Annotated in this window: 20 protein-coding genes and 1 tRNA gene; 6 read left to right on the forward strand and 15 right to left on the reverse strand. The window is 58.8% G+C overall.

Going from position 1 to position 18,683, the window contains the following annotated elements:
• Positions 1-376: 376 nt before the first annotated feature.
• Together BLV67_RS22365 and BLV67_RS22370 are read left to right on the forward strand one after the other, a co-directional pair.
• Entirely contained in the window at positions 377-589 is a 213-nt protein-coding gene (locus BLV67_RS22365; RefSeq protein ID WP_056858586.1) for a cold-shock protein, read from the forward strand.
• 94 nt (positions 590-683) lie between these two features.
• Positions 684-1,172 carry an RDD family protein gene (locus tag BLV67_RS22370; protein ID WP_069788148.1) on the forward strand — a complete coding sequence of 163 codons (489 nt, stop codon included), beginning with the start codon at positions 684-686 and terminating at the stop codon, positions 1,170-1,172.
• Positions 1,173-1,309: 137 nt separating this feature from the next.
• Here the strand turns inward: BLV67_RS22370 and nadA are convergent, their stop codons facing one another.
• The 3 genes from nadA to BLV67_RS22385 form a co-directional block, all read right to left on the reverse strand.
• Positions 1,310-2,368 carry a quinolinate synthase NadA gene (gene nadA, locus BLV67_RS22375; protein ID WP_069788149.1) on the reverse strand — a complete coding sequence of 353 codons (1,059 nt, stop codon included), beginning with the start codon at positions 2,366-2,368 and terminating at the stop codon, positions 1,310-1,312.
• Between the two features lie 235 nt (positions 2,369-2,603).
• A complete protein-coding gene (locus tag BLV67_RS22380) occupies positions 2,604-4,043 on the reverse strand; it encodes a lactate dehydrogenase (protein WP_069788191.1) in 1,440 nt (479 codons plus the stop codon).
• Between the two features lie 267 nt (positions 4,044-4,310).
• Positions 4,311-5,597 carry an OmpP1/FadL family transporter gene (locus tag BLV67_RS22385; protein ID WP_058422744.1) on the reverse strand — a complete coding sequence of 429 codons (1,287 nt, stop codon included), beginning with the start codon at positions 5,595-5,597 and terminating at the stop codon, positions 4,311-4,313.
• A gap of 355 nt (positions 5,598-5,952) precedes the next feature.
• Between BLV67_RS22385 and pstS the strand changes: the two genes are divergently transcribed.
• The 4 genes from pstS to pstB are packed head-to-tail and all read left to right on the forward strand — an operon-like array spanning position 5,953 to position 9,668.
• On the forward strand, positions 5,953-6,969 hold the full coding sequence (gene pstS / locus BLV67_RS22390; protein ID WP_083221758.1) for a phosphate ABC transporter substrate-binding protein PstS: 1,017 nt from the start codon (positions 5,953-5,955) through the stop codon (positions 6,967-6,969).
• 55 nt (positions 6,970-7,024) lie between these two features.
• Positions 7,025-8,020: a phosphate ABC transporter permease subunit PstC gene (pstC, locus tag BLV67_RS22395; protein WP_017139135.1), complete on the forward strand. Its 996-nt coding sequence runs from the start codon at positions 7,025-7,027 to the stop codon at positions 8,018-8,020.
• A complete protein-coding gene (gene pstA, locus BLV67_RS22400) occupies positions 8,017-8,889 on the forward strand; it encodes a phosphate ABC transporter permease PstA (RefSeq protein ID WP_065930446.1) in 873 nt (290 codons plus the stop codon). Before pstC ends, pstA begins: the two co-directional genes overlap by 4 nt.
• A complete protein-coding gene (gene pstB, locus BLV67_RS22405; RefSeq protein WP_017139133.1) occupies positions 8,889-9,668 on the forward strand; it encodes a phosphate ABC transporter ATP-binding protein PstB in 780 nt (259 codons plus the stop codon). Before pstA ends, pstB begins: the two co-directional genes overlap by 1 nt.
• A 118-nt stretch (positions 9,669-9,786) precedes the next feature.
• Here pstB and BLV67_RS22410 read toward each other — a convergent pair.
• The 12 genes from BLV67_RS22410 to ruvA form a co-directional block, all read right to left on the reverse strand.
• Positions 9,787-9,862, reverse strand: a tRNA-Lys gene (locus BLV67_RS22410).
• 63 nt (positions 9,863-9,925) lie between these two features.
• Entirely contained in the window at positions 9,926-10,603 is a 678-nt protein-coding gene (queC, locus tag BLV67_RS22415; RefSeq protein WP_069788150.1) for a 7-cyano-7-deazaguanine synthase QueC, read from the reverse strand.
• Position 10,604: 1 nt separating this feature from the next.
• Positions 10,605-11,252 (reverse strand): 7-carboxy-7-deazaguanine synthase QueE, encoded by a 648-nt coding sequence (gene queE, locus BLV67_RS22420; RefSeq protein WP_017139819.1) that lies wholly within the window; start codon positions 11,250-11,252, stop codon positions 10,605-10,607.
• Positions 11,253-11,416: 164 nt separating this feature from the next.
• Positions 11,417-12,250 (reverse strand): tol-pal system protein YbgF, encoded by an 834-nt coding sequence (ybgF, locus tag BLV67_RS22425; protein WP_065930444.1) that lies wholly within the window; start codon positions 12,248-12,250, stop codon positions 11,417-11,419.
• A 6-nt stretch (positions 12,251-12,256) separates the two neighbouring features.
• Positions 12,257-12,757: a peptidoglycan-associated lipoprotein Pal gene (pal, locus tag BLV67_RS22430; RefSeq protein WP_003209827.1), complete on the reverse strand. Its 501-nt coding sequence runs from the start codon at positions 12,755-12,757 to the stop codon at positions 12,257-12,259.
• Between the two features lie 55 nt (positions 12,758-12,812).
• Positions 12,813-14,093 carry a Tol-Pal system beta propeller repeat protein TolB gene (gene tolB / locus BLV67_RS22435; protein WP_032865998.1) on the reverse strand — a complete coding sequence of 427 codons (1,281 nt, stop codon included), beginning with the start codon at positions 14,091-14,093 and terminating at the stop codon, positions 12,813-12,815.
• Positions 14,094-14,110: 17 nt separating this feature from the next.
• A complete protein-coding gene (gene tolA / locus BLV67_RS22440) occupies positions 14,111-15,184 on the reverse strand; it encodes a cell envelope integrity protein TolA (RefSeq protein ID WP_056858573.1) in 1,074 nt (357 codons plus the stop codon).
• Entirely contained in the window at positions 15,184-15,636 is a 453-nt protein-coding gene (tolR, locus tag BLV67_RS22445) for a protein TolR (protein ID WP_161630238.1), read from the reverse strand. The genes tolA and tolR overlap by 1 nt, the downstream gene beginning before the upstream one ends.
• A 23-nt stretch (positions 15,637-15,659) precedes the next feature.
• Positions 15,660-16,355 (reverse strand): protein TolQ, encoded by a 696-nt coding sequence (gene tolQ, locus BLV67_RS22450; protein ID WP_003209819.1) that lies wholly within the window; start codon positions 16,353-16,355, stop codon positions 15,660-15,662.
• Between the two features lies 1 nt (position 16,356).
• On the reverse strand, positions 16,357-16,812 hold the full coding sequence (gene ybgC, locus BLV67_RS22455; protein ID WP_065930443.1) for a tol-pal system-associated acyl-CoA thioesterase: 456 nt from the start codon (positions 16,810-16,812) through the stop codon (positions 16,357-16,359).
• 139 nt (positions 16,813-16,951) lie between these two features.
• Positions 16,952-18,010 carry a Holliday junction branch migration DNA helicase RuvB gene (gene ruvB, locus BLV67_RS22460; RefSeq protein WP_017139814.1) on the reverse strand — a complete coding sequence of 353 codons (1,059 nt, stop codon included), beginning with the start codon at positions 18,008-18,010 and terminating at the stop codon, positions 16,952-16,954.
• On the reverse strand, positions 18,011-18,622 hold the full coding sequence (gene ruvA / locus BLV67_RS22465; protein WP_056858571.1) for a Holliday junction branch migration protein RuvA: 612 nt from the start codon (positions 18,620-18,622) through the stop codon (positions 18,011-18,013). It abuts the gene before it with no gap.
• Positions 18,623-18,683: the final 61 nt, after the last annotated feature.

The raw sequence follows: 18,683 nt of genomic DNA on the forward strand, positions 1-18,683 counted from the left end.
GTAACGCGGTTGCGTTAACGCGCACTAATTTGTAACGCAACCGCCATAAAACAGTGCATTGACGATAGACATTTTAATAGGCACCAACCTATAACAAGTGAGCAACGCTATCGAATATGTGGGATCCGCTTTAAGTCAACGAAGTGTCATATGGCCGAGCAAAACCTGGGCTTTTTTCGGGGCTTGTTTTTTCTGTATTAGTTGACGTAGAGTTTAGCCACTGTGTTTGCATGGGTCGCTTGGAACCTGGACCTGGGCAGTAGCTATAAGTTTGCTACAACCCGTTCGACGTCTCTTACTTTCCTGCAACCCAGCCCAGTACTCTTTCATGTGAAAGGGGCTGTCATTAATTTTTAGCGTCAAAGGAAAGAAGAAAATGGCTGATCGTCAGAGCGGTACCGTCAAGTGGTTTAACGACGAGAAAGGGTTTGGTTTTATCACTCCAGAAAGCGGTCCGGATCTGTTCGTGCATTTCCGCGCTATTCAGGGCAACGGCTTCAAGAGCCTGAAAGAAGGCCAGAAAGTCACCTTCCTTGCCGTGCAAGGCCAGAAAGGCATGCAGGCTGACGAAGTACAAGCAGAAGGCTGATCCTTACTGCGACAAAAAGCCCCTGATGGTGACATCAGGGGCTTTTTTATGTGCGTTTGCTCGTAAAATGGCTTTTTTCTCAAGAGAGACGGCCATGCCCAAACCTTTGTTGAGCCCCCAAGGCGAATTCCCCGCCGTTGGCCTGGGCCGTCGTCTGGCAGCGATGTTCTATGACTTCCTGTTGTGCACTGCCCTGCTGATCGTCACCGCGTTTATCTACAAGCTGGTGTGGATGGCGTTTATCGGCGAAGCCAGGATGCGCACACTCACCGAGTCCGGCGCGCTGGACGGCGACCCGCTGCTGTCAACGATTCTGTTTTTTGTGCTGTTTGGTTTCTTCGCCAAGTTCTGGACCCATTCCGGGCAGACATTGGGCATGCAGGTGTGGGGCGTACGCGTGCAGAACGCCGACGGCTCGCGCATCAGCCTGTGGCAGGCACTGCTGCGGTTTGTGGTGGCGATTGCGTCGTGGTTGTGTGTGGGGCTGGGGTTTGTCTGGTCGGTGTTTGATAAGCGCAAGCGCAGTTGGCATGACATCTACTCGGCTACGCAGTTGGTGCGAATTCCCAAGCAGAAAAAGTAACCGCTGAAAGAGTGAAGATCCAAATGTGGGAGCGGGCTTGCTCGCGAATGCGTTGGTTCAGTCACCAGATGTATCGACTGACACACCGCATTCGCGAGCAAGCCCGCTCCCACATTTTTGATCGGGTGCGCCTTGAATCAGGCGTTGCCAGCCAGCTTGAGGCGCGCAGCCTGGGTAAAGTCCAGCATGCGCTTGAGCGGGCGCACGGCGTGCGGGATCACCGACGGCTCGACGAAGATCTCATTACTGCCCTCACGCAAACATTGCAGCGTGCGCTCCAGCGTATTCATCGCCATCCACGGGCAATGCGCGCAACTGCGGCAGGCCGCGCCGTTGCCGGCAGTCGGTGCCTCAACGAAGACTTTATCCGGGCACAACTGCTGCATCTTGTAGAAGAGGCCACGGTCGGTGGCCACGATGAAGGTCTTGTTCGGCAAGCGCTGGGCTGCAGCAATCAGTTGGCTGGTGGAGCCCACCGCATCTGCCAACTCGATCACCGCCGTCGGCGACTCCGGGTGCACCAGGATCGCGGCATCCGGGTACAGCGCCTTCATGTCTTCGAGCTGCTTGGACTTGAACTCTTCATGGACGATACACGCGCCGTCCCACAGCAACATGTCTGCGCCGGTCTGGCGCTGAATGTAAGTACCCAGGTGCTTGTCCGGGCCCCAGATAATCGTCTCGCCGTTGTCCATCAGGCTTTCGACGATTTCCAGCGCACAGCTGGAGGTAACCACCCAGTCGGCCCGGGCTTTGACCGCCGCCGAGGTGTTGGCGTACACCACCACCGTGCGCTCGGGGTGCTGGTCGCAGAACGCCGAGAACTCATCCACCGGGCAGCCCAGGTCCAGGGAGCAGGTGGCTTCCAGGGTGGGCATGAGGATGCGTTTTTCGGGGGTGAGGATTTTGGCGGTCTCGCCCATGAAACGTACACCGGCGACCAACACCGTCTTGGCCGGGTGGGCCGCGCCGAAGCGGGCCATTTCCAGGGAGTCGGACACGCAGCCACCGGTTTCTTCGGCCAGGGCCTGAATCACCGGGTCGCAATAGAAATGCGCAACCAGCACCGCGTCCTGAGCCTTGAGCTCGGCGGCGATGGCGCTGCGCAGGCTCGCCTCTTCATCGGCGCTCAGCGCCTTGGGCTGCTTGGCGTCGAGGTGGGCTTGTACCAGTAGGCGTTCGGAAATTTGCGTCATGTTCGCAAGACCTGCAAGCGCAGTAAGCGCGAAAGTCGAGTGTACCACCGGCTCTGGAGCCCTTCGGGCGCCGCCGGACGAAGTGATTGTGTTCATCAAGCACGGGGAAAGCTGCGCAAGGCTACAGAATATCGAATCGATTCAAAAGCCTAATCTGGGATTGCGCGGTACGCCGAGCGGGCAAAAAAACGGGAAGGCTCATCACTGAGCCTTCCCGTTTTGATCACGACGCGTGTCAGCGCATCAAGACATCCGGGTCGTCCTGCAACATGACCGCGTCTTGCATCTGCGTCAGGGCATTTTTCAACGTCGACTGCTCCAGCGCATCCTTGGACTTTCTGCTTTCCTGGGCCGCGTGCTCAAGCAGCGCCAGATAATCGCGCTTGGATGAACCTTCCTTGGGCACCACGCTGTCTTCCACCAGGTTGGCCATCACATATTTTTGCGTGTGGGTGTTCTGGGACGCCGACTGGGTGACCGAGGCATGGGTCAACTGGCCGTCTTTATAGGCAAAGCTCGCGGTGCTGCTGGCCTTGTCCAGGACTTGCACATACAGATAATTCTGCGATTCGCGGCTGCCGTCGAAGAGCGGCGGTTTGCCGCCGTCGAGGCCTTTGTGGAAGTTCGCCGACAGCAGCGACTGCTGATGCTGGGTGACGCTACGGTCCGCAGTGCTGCGGCCATTGACCTGGGTTTTCTGGGACACGTTGTAGGAAAAGCTGTCGACCTCTGAAGGGCGCATCGGATTGGAGGTGTCGACGGCCTGCTTGATCGAGGCCTTGAAGTCCGCCAGGCCAGTTAACAAGCCTTTGTCAGTCGGGTTCTGGGTCAAGGCATTCGACGCGGTGGCGCTGGCTGGGTAGTTGCTGTTCATGGCGCTGAAGGCGTCCTTGAACATGGCCATGAAGTCCGCATTCGCACTGCCGCGTTTTTCCACCCGGTCGAACTGGGCCAGGTAGGTTTTCAGCGCCTTGGCCTGCTGCTTGGCATCGCCGAGGATCGCGGTGTTTTTCAGGTCTACCGCCAGGTCAATTTCGCCTGCCGGGCCACTCATGCGTGTGGTGCGGCTTTGGCTGTCGGCGTGGAAGGCCAGGCTCAGGTCTTCACCGTTGGCGGCCTTCACCTTGGCATTGAGGTCGACCGAGGCCAGCAGCTGCGTATCGAACTGGGTCAGTTTGCTCAGGTCAAGCTTGGGCGGCACGGCGGTCAGCCCGTCGACCGAGGCCTGGAACGCCGCGCCCAATTGGCCGACGGCCTTGAGTTCATCCGCGCTCAAGTCACCGCCGTCCACGGTGGCCTGCACGCCCAGGCCATCTTTCTGGCTGGACAGGCTGAAGGTCACGGTCTTGCCGCTGGCGGTCTTGATGCTCAGGCTGACCTGGTTGTCAGCCTTGCTGTGCAGCACCGCCTGATCGGCCTTCAGGGCGCCCGCATCGCCGGCGCGATCAACCGTGGTATTGAGCACTGACTGGGAGATCCCGGCACCGCCGCCCTGGGTGAACTGCGCCACCAGCGCGGCGCCCAAGCCACTATAGCGACTGGCCGTGGAGACCGAATTGAAGCTGCTATTGATGGCCTTGGTCACCGCATCCTGGTTGTTGTTCTCCCAGGCCCGCACGCTTTCCTGGCCTGGCAACAGTCCGTTTTTGGAGTAGATGTCGACGGCATCGGCCAGCGGGTTACCGAGGCTGACCACCGAGGATGGCCTGGCCGGTGAGACGTCGAGGGTGTTCGCAAGCGTCGCCGGCGGTGTGGTCGCGGCAGTACGCACAATGAGGGGATTGGTCGCGATGATCGGCGTGAGCGTAGTCATGACAGTCCATGTCTTAAAAGCTGATTAGCCTTCAATCTAAACAAGACACAGCGTGATTGACAGCCCGAAAGCCGAAATAACTGGCAAAGAGCCATGCCAAAAAACTGGCTCTTTGCGTGATGGCGCGGGTTAGAAGCGATAAGTGACCGAACCACCGAACCCATTGGCGCTGTTTTCATACTTGGCGTCGTAGGTGAGCGCCAGCTGAGGGTTGTTGTCGCGCACCTTGATCGGCTCTTCCTTGAGGTAGGAATAGGCCACGTCGAAGGTCAGGTTGTCGACGGGCGTCCAACCGGCACCCAGGCTGAAGACCGTGCGGTCGCCGGTCGGAATGCGCACCGAACGGTCGGTGTTGTTGGTCGGCGTCTGGTCCACCGAAAAACCGGTGCGCAGCACCAACTGCTTGTTGAGCTGGTACGACAGGCCGATCGCGTGGGACCAGGTGTCATGCCAATGCTGCTCTTCGGTAATGGAACCCAGGCCGGCCAGCTCGGCGGTAATGTCAGATACGCCGGCGTTGTTGACCGTGATCTTCTTTAACTGGCTCCAGCGCGTGTAGGTGCTGCCCACGTACAGGGTCAGGGCGTCGGTCAGTTGGTGGGTGACCGAGAAATCCACGGACGACGGCGTGGTGACGTTCAGCTTGGCGTCATACTTCTGCGCCCCGCCATCCAGCACATCGGAGAGCACGCCCGAGGCGTTGGTATGGCCGCTCAGGTGATAGACCACTTGCGAGTGGTAGGTGACGCCGACGCGGGTACTGTCCAGGGCCTGCACCAGGATACCGGCGTTGAAGCCCATCGCGGTGTCGTCGCCCTTGATCTTGGCCGTCTCGGTGCCCAAGCCAAACGCCGGGACTTTGGAGTCCAACTCGCCGCTGATTTTATTGAAGGTCGGGCCGAAACCTACCGAGACCTTGTCGTTGAACGCATAGCTGACCGTCGGCTGCGCGGTGATGACCTGAATCTTGCTCTTGTTACCAAAGCCATTGCCCTGGAAACCGTGTTCATAGTCGGTCACCAGGCCAAACGGCGCGTAGACCCCAAGGCCAAAGGCCCAGTGCTCATCAATCGGCGTCACCAGGTAACCCATCGGCACGGCAATGCCGGGGACCATGTCGCCTTTGTTGGTACCAGGGTTGTCGACACCGCCTTGAGAGGAGCTGGCGTCCTTGATATTGGTTTTGGCATCCAGGTAGGTCGCGCCGATGCTGACTTCATTGTGCTTGATGCGCGACATGCCGGCCGGGTTACCGAACACCGTGCTGGCGTCATCCGCCGAGGAGGAACGCCCGGCGTAGCCTGTACCCATTGAGCTGACACTTTGCTCGTTGAGGGCGAAGCCACCGGCAAACAGCTGTGTGGAGGCGAGGGAAATGGAGAGCGCCAAGGCGCTTTTAAGAGTTTTGTTATTCATTATTAGGACTCGAATTATTGGGCAGCGCTGGGAAAACTACCAACGTTCGAGCGGGGCGTTTATGAAGAGTTTTTCATGCTCTGGATTGTCGGACAATCTCAATACTTTCAAAGACTTTGCCTGATTTAGCATGCCTTTTTTATGACTTTTCAACCTGATCGTGACCAGCCAGTTTCACTCACTGCAGCACCGCTTGGGTAACAGTGACGAAGCTCGCTGCCACCCAGGCAAACATTTCTAAATGTTTCTTCATAAAGCCAAACCGTCATTAAACAGCAACATATCAGGAATTAAATCGTCACGTCTTAGACAGGTGGGCCTCCCCACTTACCCCTTCCCTTGAGGTGTTGTCGTGATGTTGCCGAGTAAAAAAAGTCTGTCTGTTTTGTTGAGCGCCCTGTGCCTGAGCGGCATGGCCCACGCCACCGACGTTACCGGTGCCGGCTCCAGCTTCGTCTACCCGGTGCTGTCCAAGTGGTCGCAGGACTACAGCAAGAACTCCAGCAACCGCATCAACTATCAGTCGATCGGTTCCGGCGGCGGTATCGCTCAGATCAAGGCAGCCACCGTTGACTTCGGCGCCTCCGACGCGCCACTGTCGGCCGACGATCTCAAAGCCGGCGGCCTGGGCCAGTTTCCCAGCGTGATCGGCGGCATCGTGCCGGTGATGAACGTCGAAGGCGTGGCCGCAGGCCAGTTGAAACTCGACGGCGACACCCTGGCAAAAATCTTCCTCGGTGACATCAAGGCCTGGAACGATCCCGCCATCGCCGCGCTCAACCCTGGGGTGAAGCTGCCAAGCGCGAACATCACCGTGGTGCACCGTTCGGACGGCTCCGGCACCTCGTACAACTTCACCAACTACCTGGCCAAAGTCAGCGACAGCTGGAAAACCAGGATTGGTTTCGGCACCACCGTGCCGTGGCCGGTCGGTGTGGGCGGCAAGGGCAACGAAGGGGTTTCCGCCTACGTGAAGCAGATCAAGAACTCGATCGGTTTTGTGGAATACGCCTACGCCCTGCAGAACAAAATGACCTTTGCCTCACTGAAGAACGCCTCCGGCAAGTTCGTCGAGCCTAACGCCAAGGCGTTCCAGGCCGCCGCCGACACCGCCGACTGGGCCAGTGCCAAAGACTTCAACCTGATCATGACCAACGCCCCCGGTGAAGGCGCATGGCCGATCACGGCCACCACCTGGATCATCATGTACAAGCAGCCCAAGAATGCCGAGCAAAGCCAGGCGGCGTTCAGCTTCTTCAAGTGGTCGCTGGAAAAAGGCCAGGAACAGGCTGCCGCCCTGGACTATGTCGCATTGCCGGGCTCTCTGGTGTCGCGAATCGAAGATTACTGGAAGTCTGACTTCGCCCATTGATTCGGCCTACGACCGCCTTCCTCGATAACCGAGGAAGGCGCTGAGCACCTCTGATATGAACGACACGGTCCACACCCTGGTTATGACTACTCACGCGAGCGACACCGGGGGCGACCGCCGCGCCGCCCGCGATCAACGCCACGACCTGTGGTTCAAACGCTCGATGTTCGGCGCCGCCATGCTGGTACTGGCGCTGCTGGGCGCCATTGCCGCCTCGACCCTGTGGGGCGGCGGGCTGGCGTTCAAGACGTTTGGTTTCGGTTTCATCACCAGCACCGAGTGGGATGCGGTCAATAACCACTTTGGTGCCGTGGTGCCGATCTACGGCACCTTGGTCACCTCCTTTCTGGCCTTGCTGATTGCCGTCCCGGTGAGTTTCGGTATTGCGATCTTTCTGACTGAAGTCGCGCCGCCCTGGCTGAAAATGCCGGTGGCCTCGGCGATTGAGCTGCTGGCCGGTATCCCGTCGATCATCTATGGCATGTGGGGTCTGTTCGTGTTCGGGCCTTTCATGGCCGAACACCTGTCGCCGTTGATCAATGATTACCTGGGTGCCCTGCCCTTCGTGGGCTCTTTGTTCCAGGGGCCGCCACTGGGGATCGGCATGCTCACCGCCGGGATTGTGCTGGCGGTGATGATCATGCCGTTTATCACCTCGGTGATGCATGAGGTGTTTCGCAGCGTGCCCACACAGCTGAAAGAATCCGCCTACGCCTTGGGCAGCACGACGTGGGAAGTGGTGTGGGACATTGTTCTGCCTTACACCCGCTCGGCGGTGGTCGGCGGCATTTTTCTCGGCCTGGGCCGCGCCCTCGGCGAGACCATGGCGGTGACCTTCGTATTGGGTAACGCGCAACAGTTTTCCGCGTCGTTGCTGATGCCCAGCAGTTCCATCGCCTCGGTCATCGCCAACGAATTCAGCGAGGCCTACACCGACCTGCATCGCTCTGCGCTGATCGCCTTGGGCTTCCTGCTGTTTATCGTGACCTTCGTCGTGCTCGCGCTGGCGCGGCTGCTGCTGATGCGCCTGTCGCGCAAGGAAGGGCTATGAACGCCAACGAACGTCTGTACCGCAAACGCGCCGTTAAAAATGGCGTGGCCATGTTCCTCAGTTGCGGCGCCACCGCCTTTGGCTTGCTGTGGCTGACGTGGATTCTGCTGACCACCATCATCAACGGCTTCCAGGCCCTGAACCTGCGCCTGTTTACCCAGATGACCCCACCACCCGGCACCGAAGGCGGCCTGGCCAATGCGTTTTATGGCAGCGCGTTGATGTCGGGCATTGCGTTGGTGATCGGCACACCCATCGGGCTGATGGCCGGCATCTGGCTGGCAGAATTCGCACGCCACTCGCGCCTGGGGACTACGGTGCGTTTCATCAATGACATCCTGCTGTCCGCGCCCTCGATTGTGCTGGGTTTGTTCATCTACACCGGGGTCATCCTGCCGCTGAACCTGCTGACCAATCATCAGGTCGGCTTCTCTGCCATCGCCGGTGCGCTCGCGCTGGCGCTGCTGGTGATTCCGGTGGTGGTGCGCACCACCGATGAAATGCTCCAGTTGCAACCGTCCACCATGCGCGAGGCGGCTCTGGCACTTGGCGTGCCGCAGTGGAAGCTGACGCTGCAAATCGTGCTGCGGGCGGCCAAGGCCGGCGTGGTCACCGGCATCCTGCTCGCCCTGGCGCGCATCACCGGCGAAACCGCGCCGCTGCTGTTCACCGCCTTCGGCAATCAGTTCTGGAGCAGCAACCTGCTCAAGCCGATTGCCAGCGTGCCCGTGGTCATTTTCCAGTACGCCATGAGCCCGTTCGACGACTGGCATGCACTCGCCTGGGCCGGTGCACTGGTCCTGACGTTGTTCGTGCTCGTACTCAGCCTGGCATCCCGCCTGATTCTTTTACGCAATAGGTCTCACTGATGGACGCCACCGGCATTGCTCCCGACAAAACCAAAATCCAGGTGCGTGGGTTGGAGTTCTTCTACAACAACCAACGCTCGCTCAAATCCATCAACATGGATATTCCGGAAAAGCGCATCACCGCCATCATCGGTCCCTCCGGCTGCGGCAAGTCCACCATGTTGCGGGTGTTCAACCGCATCTACTCGATGTACCCCAAGCAGGAAGCACGCGGCGAAGTGCTGCTCAACGGCGAAAACATCCTCGCCCCCGGCTACTCGATGAACCGCCTGCGCAGCCACGTAGGCATGGTGTTCCAGAAGCCGGTGCCGTTCCCGATGTCGATCTACGACAACATCGCCTACGCGGTGCGCCACCACGAAAAACTCTCGCGCCGCGAAATGAACGACCGCGTCGAACAAGCCCTGCGCGGCGGTGCGCTGTGGGATGAGGTCAAAGACAAACTCAACCAAAGCGCCCAGAGCCTCTCCGGCGGCCAGCAACAACGGCTGTGCATCGCCCGCACCATCGCGCTGCGCCCGCAGGTTCTGCTGCTGGACGAACCAACCTCCGCCCTCGACCCGATTTCCACCGGCCGTATCGAGCAGTTGATTACGGAATTGAAGGCGCAGTACACGGTTATCATCGTGACCCACAACATGCAGCAGGCCGCGCGAGTGTCGGACAGCACCGCGTTTATGTTCATGGGGGAATTGATTGAGCATGGCAAGACCGATCAGATCTTTACCACGCCGAAGATGAAGCAGACGGAGGACTATATTACCGGGCGGTTTGGCTAAGGCCGGGCAAGGAGCCGTCTCTTGGAGGCGGTTTTTTACCAGCGCCAAATTGCAGGCAAAAAAAAACCCGGAAATCCTCACTTGCGTGGGCCTTCCGGATTTTCTAAACCGCCAAAAATGGTGGGTCGTGTGGGATTCGAACCTACGACCAATTGGTTAAAAGCCAACTGCTCTACCAACTGAGCTAACGACCCGCTGTGTGGTGGCGCGTATAATACTGATTTCTAAGGATTATTCAACACCTTATTTTAAATAAATCAGAAATAACGCGTTGGGTCCGCAATTGCGGCGTTTTTGAAGCCTTCTGCTCGCAGTCTGCAAGCGTCACATTTCCCACAGGCACGACCGGAATCGTCTGCCTGGTAGCAGGAAACTGTCAGCGCATAATCGACGCCTAGTCCTACGCCTGCCTTCACGATGTCTGCCTTGCTCATGTTCTGCAGCGGCGCCTGAATGCTAAAGCCCTGCCCTTCTACGCCAGCCTTGGTCGCCAGGTTGGCCATGCGTTCGAACGCCTCGACGTATTCCGGACGGCAGTCCGGGTAGCCGTTGTAGTCGAGGGCATTGACGCCAATGAAGATATCGCGGGCCTTCAATACCTCGGCCCAGCCAAGCGCCAACGACAGGAACACAGTGTTACGTGCCGGCACGTAGGTCAGCGGAATGCCTTCGCTGGGTGCCTCAGGCACATCAATGCTGCTGTCCGTCAGGGCCGAGCCGCCGATGCCGTTGAGGTTGAGGCCGATCACCTTGTGCTCGACCACGCCCAGGTCACGGGCAACACGCTCGGCGGCGTGCAGCTCGGCGCGGTGGCGTTGGCCGTAATCGAAACTCAGGGTGTAGCAGCTGTAGCCTTGGGCACGGACCATGGCCACCAGCGTGGCGGAATCCAGACCGCCAGAGAGCAGGATGACCGCGCGCTTTTGCTCGGTCATATCAGCGCCCCGGCTCGTCGTTCCACAGGTATTTGTGCAACTGCAATTGCAGGCGCACCGGCAGGTTGTCCGCCACGACCCAATCGGCCAGGTCGCGGGCGTTCAAGTCATGATGGCTCGGCGAGAACAACACCTCACCGGCCCGGCGGTCGAGGTTGTACTGGATCAGCTTGGAGGCCGCCCAGTCATAGTCATCCCGCGAACAAATCACGAACTTGACCTGATCGTTGGCCGTCAGCAAATCCATGTTGTCGTAGAGGTTGCGGTGCGCTTCCTTGGAACCTGGGGTCTTGAGGTCGACCACCCGGCTCACCCGCGCGTCGACCGCAGAGATGTCCAGGGCGCCGCTGGTTTCCAGTGAAACCTCGTAACCGGCGTCACACAGCCGCTTGAGCAACGGGATGGCATTCGGCTGGGCCAGGGGCTCACCACCGGTCACACAGACGTAGCGCGGCTTGAAGCCGGCAACCTGTTCAATGATGTCGTCGAGGGTGCGCACGGTGCCGCCGCTGAAGGCGTAGGCGCTGTCACAGTATTGGCAACGCAACGGGCAGCCGGTCAACCGTACAAAGACGGTAGGCAGGCCAGCGGTACGCGTTTCACCCTGTAACGAGTAAAAAACTTCGGTAATACGTAATGTGTCTTGCATAGTCGCCACGGGCGTAACAGCTAAACAGGCTGTCCGCCTCCGTCAGGCACTTCAAGGAACCCCGCCAACGCGCAGGCCCCAAAAAGCGTGTTTCATAAAAGGGCGTGGATTCTAACGAAAAAACCCGCGCCAGGCGCGGGTTTCTTCTAAACGGGTTGCATCGCTTACAAGCGCTGCAGATCCCGCTGGGCCAACTGGGCTGCGGAGGTACCCGGATATTGGGCAACCACCTGTTGCAGAATGCCTTTGACCTTGTCGGTGTGACCCAGGCGGCGTTCTACATCAGCCAGTTTATACAGCGAGTCAGGCACCTTGGCATGCTTTGGGTACAGCTGGCTGACCTTGGCAAATGCCTGGCCTGCCGCTTGCAAATCACCCTTTGCCAGGTTCACCTCACCCAGCCAGTACTGGGCATTGCCCGCGTATTGGCTGTTAGGGTATTTGCGCAGGAATGCGGTAAAGGCCTGGCTGGCCTTATCGAAATCCTTGGCTTTGATCAGGTCAAAAGCTGCGTCGTAATACAGCTTTTCCTTGGCCGGATCACCCGGTTCGCTGCTGGCGGCAGGCGCTTGGCTAGCCGCTGCGCCTGCTGCTGCACCACCGGCGGCAGCGCTTGGCGCGCCACCGGTAGAAGAATTATCAGGAGTTGCGGCAGGTGTTACGCCGGCTCCAATGCGTCGATCAAGATCCTGGTAACGCTCCAGGCCTTCTTGCTTCAGCTGGTTCACCTGGTTCTGCAAGATCTCAATGGTGCCTTGTTGCTGCGACAATTGATCCTGCATACGTTGCAGCTGGTTGAACAGTTCGCCCTGTGCCGAGGGAGCGGCAGTTGCCGGTCCCCCAGCATAGGCGCCGTTCGTGCCATAACCCGCTGGCGGATAACTGCTCCCGCTATTGTTATAGCCAGAGTTGCTATCTTCCACAGGAACCGCAGCCCACACCGCAAGCGGTGCGAGGCTGAGAGCCAATACAGTTAGAGCACGACGGCACGTTCGCATGACGAATTACTTACGCAGTTCGACGCGACGGTTTTGAGCCCAGGACTGCTCGTCGTGGCCAGTAGCAACTGGACGCTCTTTACCGTAGGAAACCAGTTCCAGTTGGCCTGGAGCAACACCTTGCAGTACCAGGTAGCGTTGAACGGCTTTCGCACGACGCTCGCCCAGTGCCATGTTGTACTCGCGAGTACCACGTTCGTCAGTGTTACCTTCCAGAACAACGCGAGCGCCGTTAGCTTTCAGGTCCTTCGCGTGAACGTCCAGAGCGCGCATGGCTTCTGGCTTCAGGTCAGAACTGTCGTATTCGAAGTAGAAAGTGGTGATAGCGCGCAGAGCAGCTTCTTCGCTCAGGGAGCCGTCAACTGCACCAGTGTTAGCGCCGTAACCAGCGTTTGGATCAACAGCTGCGCCTTCACCGGCATTGTCGCCGCCTTTAGACGAGCAACCAACGGCTACGGACAGAGCCAGAGCCAGAGCAGCAAACTTACCAAACTTCAGCATTTCCATCGTGAAACTCCTAATGAACCCCAGTGTGTTAAGCAATTCTTTTTGTAGCGCCGCGTCAGTTCAGGTAAGGGGACCAGGACGGTTCTCTGACTTCGCCTTGTGCGGTAGGAAGCGGGAGCCTTACGCGTCCATTAATGGACACGAGCATCAAGACTCCCCGGCCCTGCTGGCGGGTGGCGTAGATTACCATGGTGCCGTTGGGCGCAACAGTGGCTGACTCATCAAGGTTGGTATCTGTGAGGATTTTTACCGTTCCACGCTGCAAATCCTGGGCCGCAACCCGGAAATTAGTGAAACCATCCTGACGGTGAATCATCACCAACGTCTTTTCATCGGCCGAAAGCTTAGGATTGGCATTGTAGTTACCAATAAAGGTCACGCGTTCTGCGCCACCGCCACCTACGCTTGTTTTGTAGATTTGAGGCTTGCCGCCGCGATCGGAGGTGAAGTAGATGGTCGAACCATCCTTACCCCAGAACGGTTCGGTATTGATACCCGGGCCACTGGTTACACGGCTGATCTGGCGCGAAGCCATGTTCATCACGTAAATATCCGGGTTGCCATCTTTGGACAGCACGAAGGCCAGGCGCGAACCATCCGGTGACCACGCAGGGGCACCATTGAGGCCTTCAAAGTTGGTGATTTGCTCACGACGACCGGTGTCGATGTGCTGCACGAAAATGCGCGGGCGGCGCTGTTCGAACGACACGTAGGCAATACGCTTGCCGTCCGGCGCAAAACGCGGCGACAGGATTGGCTCACGGGACTGCAGCAAGGTCACGGCGCGGGCGCCGTCGTAGTCCGAACGCTGCAGGGTGTAACGCGTGTTGTCTACGGAGAAACGCTCAGCCGTTACATAAAGCAGACGTGTCGAGAACGCCCCCTTGATACCGGTGAGTTTTTCAAACGACTGGTCCGAGATGTAATGCGCCATGTCCCGCAGTTGTTCGGCGGTGCCCGATACGCTGCCGGTCAGGACCTGCTGCTCGGTGGCCACGTTGAACAACGTGTACTGGATTTGCAGGCGACCGCCGGCCGGCGTAATGCTGCCGACCATCAGGTACTGGGCGCCTACGGCTTTCCAGTCACGGAAGATGACTTCGCTGGCCTGGGTCGGCTGGCTGATCATGTTGCCTTTTGGAATCGGCGCGTAGTAGCCGGAGTTGCGCAGGTCGTCGCTGACGATCTGGGCCATGTCGTCCGGCAGCACGCTGCCGCCCTGCCAGCCAAACGGTACTACCGCGATCGGGGTGGCCCGATCGCTACCGCTGGTGACCAGGATGTTCTTTTCATCCGCCGCCGCTATCCCTGCCATACAGCAAATAACGACAAGCATTCCTCGAAGAAGGTTTCTCACAAGGCTAGATCCTCAGGTGTGAATGTCATCTTGAATGAACGATAGGGAGCGAAGTCGCTTGGTTTCATTCCCTGCATCTCGGTCAACCGGCCAATGTTCTTGACCGCTGCAACCGCCGAACTGTCGAACGAACCGTCACCACTGGACTTGGCCACGCTGACCGAAGTCACCGTACCGTCCGGCAACATGCCGATCTGCAGCACTACTGTCATGCCTTTACGTGCCGAAGGTGGACGTGTCCAACCTTCCGCTGCCCGTGCCCGAATCAGGTCGTCGAAACTGCCTGCGACTTCATCGCCACGTTCATCGGCCAAGGCTTGCTGACGCTGCGGCGTGTCGGAGAGCAAATCTGCCAAGGCCTGGGCCTTTTTCTCTTCGGCGGATTTACGCGCTGCTTCCTGGGCCTTTTTCTTGCTGGCGTCGGCGGCAGCTTTCTTCTTCGCGTCGTCGGCGACTTTCTTCTTCGCCTCGTCTGCTTCAGCTTTTTTCTTGGCGTCTTCGGCGGCTTTCTTCTTCGCGTCTTCGACTATCTTCTTCTTGGCCTCTTCAGCGGCCTTTTTCTTGGCCTCTTCTTCGGCAGCTTTTTTGGCTTCTTCTTCAGATTTCTTCTTGGCTATATCAGCCAATTGTTTCTCTTCAGCCTTTTTAGCTTCGGCAGCTTTATCGGCTTTCTTGGCTTCATCCGCCTTTTTGGCCTCGTCAGCTTTCTTGGCTTCGTCAGCCTTTTTCGATTCCTCGGCCTTTTGAGCCGCCTCTTCTTTCTTTTGTTCCGCAGCAGCCTTCACCGCTTCCTGCTCGACCTTCTTCTGTTCCATCTGCTCGACTTCGGTCTGGCGCGCAGCCGACTTCTGGGCTTCACCCGCAATCTTCTGATTGGTCTGGGTGGTGGCCTGACTTTTCGATTTCAGCTGATACAGGGTCGCCTGCACGATCGGCTTGGCTGGCGGCAGGTCCGGGGTCATGGCAAAGCTGACGAACAGCATGCCGAACACCAGGACGTGCAGGGCAATTGCCCAGACGCTAGGCCAGAAGTAGCTTTCCGAGGCGGACGGCTCTCGCTGTTGCTGCATCAGGGCGCCTCGGTAATCAAGCCAACGTTACCCACGCCGGCCTTCTGCAGCCCGCCCATGGCGCCCATGACGGAGCCATAGTCGACCACTTTGTCGCCGCGAATGAACACTTGCGTGTGCTTGCCGCCTTCGTTGCCGGACCGGATGATCTTGGTCACGGCGTCCGTCATCTGCGGCAAGGTCATGGCCTTGTCCTGCTGTTTCTGGGTGTCGACTTCGCTGCCAAGGTTCCAGTAATAGGTCTTGTCAGCCTTGATCGAAATGGTCAGGACCTGAGTGTTGTTGTCTTGCGGCAAGGCTTCGCTGGAAACCTTGGGCAGATCAACCTTCACGCCCTGATTGAGCATCGGCGCGGTCACCATGAAGATAACCAGCAGCACCAGCATCACGTCGATGTAAGGCACTACGTTCATCTCGGCGACCGGCTTGCGCTTTTTGCGAGCTCGAGCGATTAAAGCCATTGGAAATTACCTGCTTATTCTTCGCTGGTGTGCACTTTACGGTGCAGGATCGCCTGGAATTCATCGGCGAAGGTGTAGTAACGGCTGATCAAGGTTTCGCCACGGGCGGCAAAACGGTTGTAGGCAATTACTGCGGGAATAGCGGCGAACAGGCCGATCGCGGTGGCGATCAAAGCCTCGGCGATACCCGGGGCCACGGTGGCCAGGGTGGCTTGTTGCGCCTGGGCCAGGCCACGGAAGGAGTTCATGATGCCCCACACGGTACCGAACAGGCCGATGTACGGGCTCACGGAACCGACGGTAGCGAGGAACGGCAAGCTTTGCTCAAGCTTCTCTTCTTCACGGGAGATCGCGACGCGCATGGCGCGGGCCACGCCTTCCATGACCGCTTCGGGGTCAACACCCGGTTGCTGGCGCAGGCGCGAGAATTCCTTGAAACCGGCGCGGAAGATCTGCTCTACGCCCGAATCCGGGTCCGGGTTGCTACCGGCCTGGCGGTACAGCTTGGACAGGTCGATACCCGACCAGAAGCGCTCCTCGAAGCTCTCCAGGGCACGTCGACCGGCACGCAGCAGGTTGCTGCGCTGAAAAATCATGACCCAAGAGGTAACCGATGCGGCTACCAGGACCAGCATCACCAGTTGAACCACAACACTGGCATTGCTGACCAGGCTCCACATGGAGGAATGGTCGACGACGGTAGGTTCCACGCTAAATCTCCTGCTTTGATTGTTTACCCGCGCCGCTTACGTGGGCAAAGGCCGCACGTAGAGCTTCGGGAATGGCCCGGGGTTTCAAACTATTGGTGCGCACACAGGCCACCAGGAACTGCCCCTCACAGAGCAGCGTTGCATCCGTTGCCCGCCTGACCTGCTGTTTAAAGCGCAGGCTGACACGGTTCAATTCGATAACTTCAGCGCTGACCAGCAATTCGTCGTCCAGTCGCGCCGGTGCGTGGTAGCGCGCCTCGCTGGAATGCACGACGAATAACAGGTCCTCCCCTGCCAGCTGGGATTGGGCAAAGCCCAGCTCCCGTAGCCGCTCGGTTCGAGCCCGCTCCATGAACTTGAGGTAGTTGACGTAATAAACGATGCCGCCGGCATCGGTGTCCTCGTAATAAACGCGACAGCGATGTGCGAACGACTGATCCCCGTTTTGCGCGCGCATACTCTAGTGCTTACTCCTCAGGTTGCCAATCCGGCTGGGCAACTGTTTTTGCATTCTATTCAGCATTTCTAACGACTGAATGACGACACCAGCCACTAGGACAGCACAAACTTCAGATAAATCGTCTGGCGTGGCGTTATTAATCGTCCACTGCATCAAGGAATTCGTCTACTACAGGCATCTCGCCCAATCGTGACGGAATGTTTAACCCAAAATGCAAATAGGCGTGGCGCGTGACCACGCGGCCCCTTGGCGTACGCATGATGTAACCCTGCTGGATCAGGTACGGCTCCAGCACATCCTCAATGGTATGGCGCTCCTCACTGATGGCCGCTGCCAGGCTGTCCACTCCGACCGGGCCGCCATCGAACTTCTCGATCATGGTCAAGAGTAGACGTCGATCCTGGTGATCGAAGCCGTGCTCGTCCACATCCAGCAGGTTCAACGCCAAATCCGCCACGGCCTTGGTGATATGCCCCTTGGCCCGTACTTCGGCAAAATCGCGCACACGACGCAGCAAGCGGTTGGCGATACGCGGCGTGCCACGGGCGCGGCGGGCGATTTCAAACGCGCCTTCCGGGTCCAGCGGCAACCCCAGGATGCCCGCCGAACGGCTGACAATGGTCGCAAGATCCGCAGTGCTATAGAACTCTAGACGTTGAACAATGCCGAAACGGTCTCGCAACGGGTTGGTCAGCATCCCGGCGCGCGTGGTGGCGCCGACCAGCGTGAACGGCGGCAGGTCGAGCTTGATCGAGCGCGCTGCCGGGCCTTCGCCGATCATGATGTCGAGCTGAAAGTCTTCCATGGCCGGGTACAGCACTTCCTCGACGATCGGCGACAGCCGGTGAATCTCGTCGATAAACAGCACGTCGTGGGGCTCAAGGTTGGTCAGCAGTGCGGCCAGGTCGCCCGGACGCTCCAGCACCGGGCCGGAGGTGGACTTGATCGACACGCCCATCTCCTGGGCGATGATCATGGCCAGGGTGGTCTTGCCCAAGCCCGGCGGGCCGAAGATCAACGTGTGATCAAGGGACTCGTTGCGCCCACGCGCAGCCTGGATAAACAGCTCCATCTGCTCGCGCACGGTCGGCTGGCCGATGTAGTCGGCAAGGCTGACGGGGCGGATGGCGCGGTCCTGGACTTCTTCTCGGTCGCGCGGGCCGGTGGCCGCGATCAGACGATCAGCTTCAATCACTTAAATCATTCCCTTCAGGGCTCGGCGGATCATGTCTTCGCTGCTCAGGTTCTTGTCCTTGATGGCCGATACGGCTTTGCTGGCTTCCTGGGGCTTGTAGCCCAGGGAAATCAGCGCGCTCACCGCATCGCTTTCGGCACTGGCGACCTGGCCGGCCGGCATGTCCGGCTGGTTCGGTACCAGGGCAAACATGTTCGGCACCACTTCCCAGGCCTTGAAACGGTCCTTGAGTTCGACCAGCAGGCGCTCGGCGGTTTTCTTGCCGACACCGGGCACCTTGGTCAACGCTGATGTGTCCTGGGCCGAAACCGCGCGTACCAGTTCGTCCACTTCCAGGCTCGACATCAACGCCAACGCCAACTTGGGCCCCACGCCATTGAGGCGAATCAGCTCACGAAAGAAGTCGCGGTCGCGCTTGCCAATGAAACCATAGAGCAATTGCGCGTCTTCGCGCACCACCAAATGCGTGTGCAATGTTATCGGCTCGCCAATCGACGGCAGGCGATACAGGGTGGTCATGGGCACTTCCAGCTCATACCCCAACCCATTTACATCCAGAATCAGGTGCGGCGGCTGTTTCTCAGCCAGGGTGCCGCGCAAGCGTCCAATCACGGTTCAGATCCTTAAAGCTTGGGGTCAGAACGCGGCCTGACCGGAAATTACGATTGCGCTG

It is taken from the genome of Pseudomonas salomonii, from assembly GCF_900107155.1.
Lineage (GTDB): Bacteria > Pseudomonadota > Gammaproteobacteria > Pseudomonadales > Pseudomonadaceae > Aquipseudomonas > Aquipseudomonas salomonii.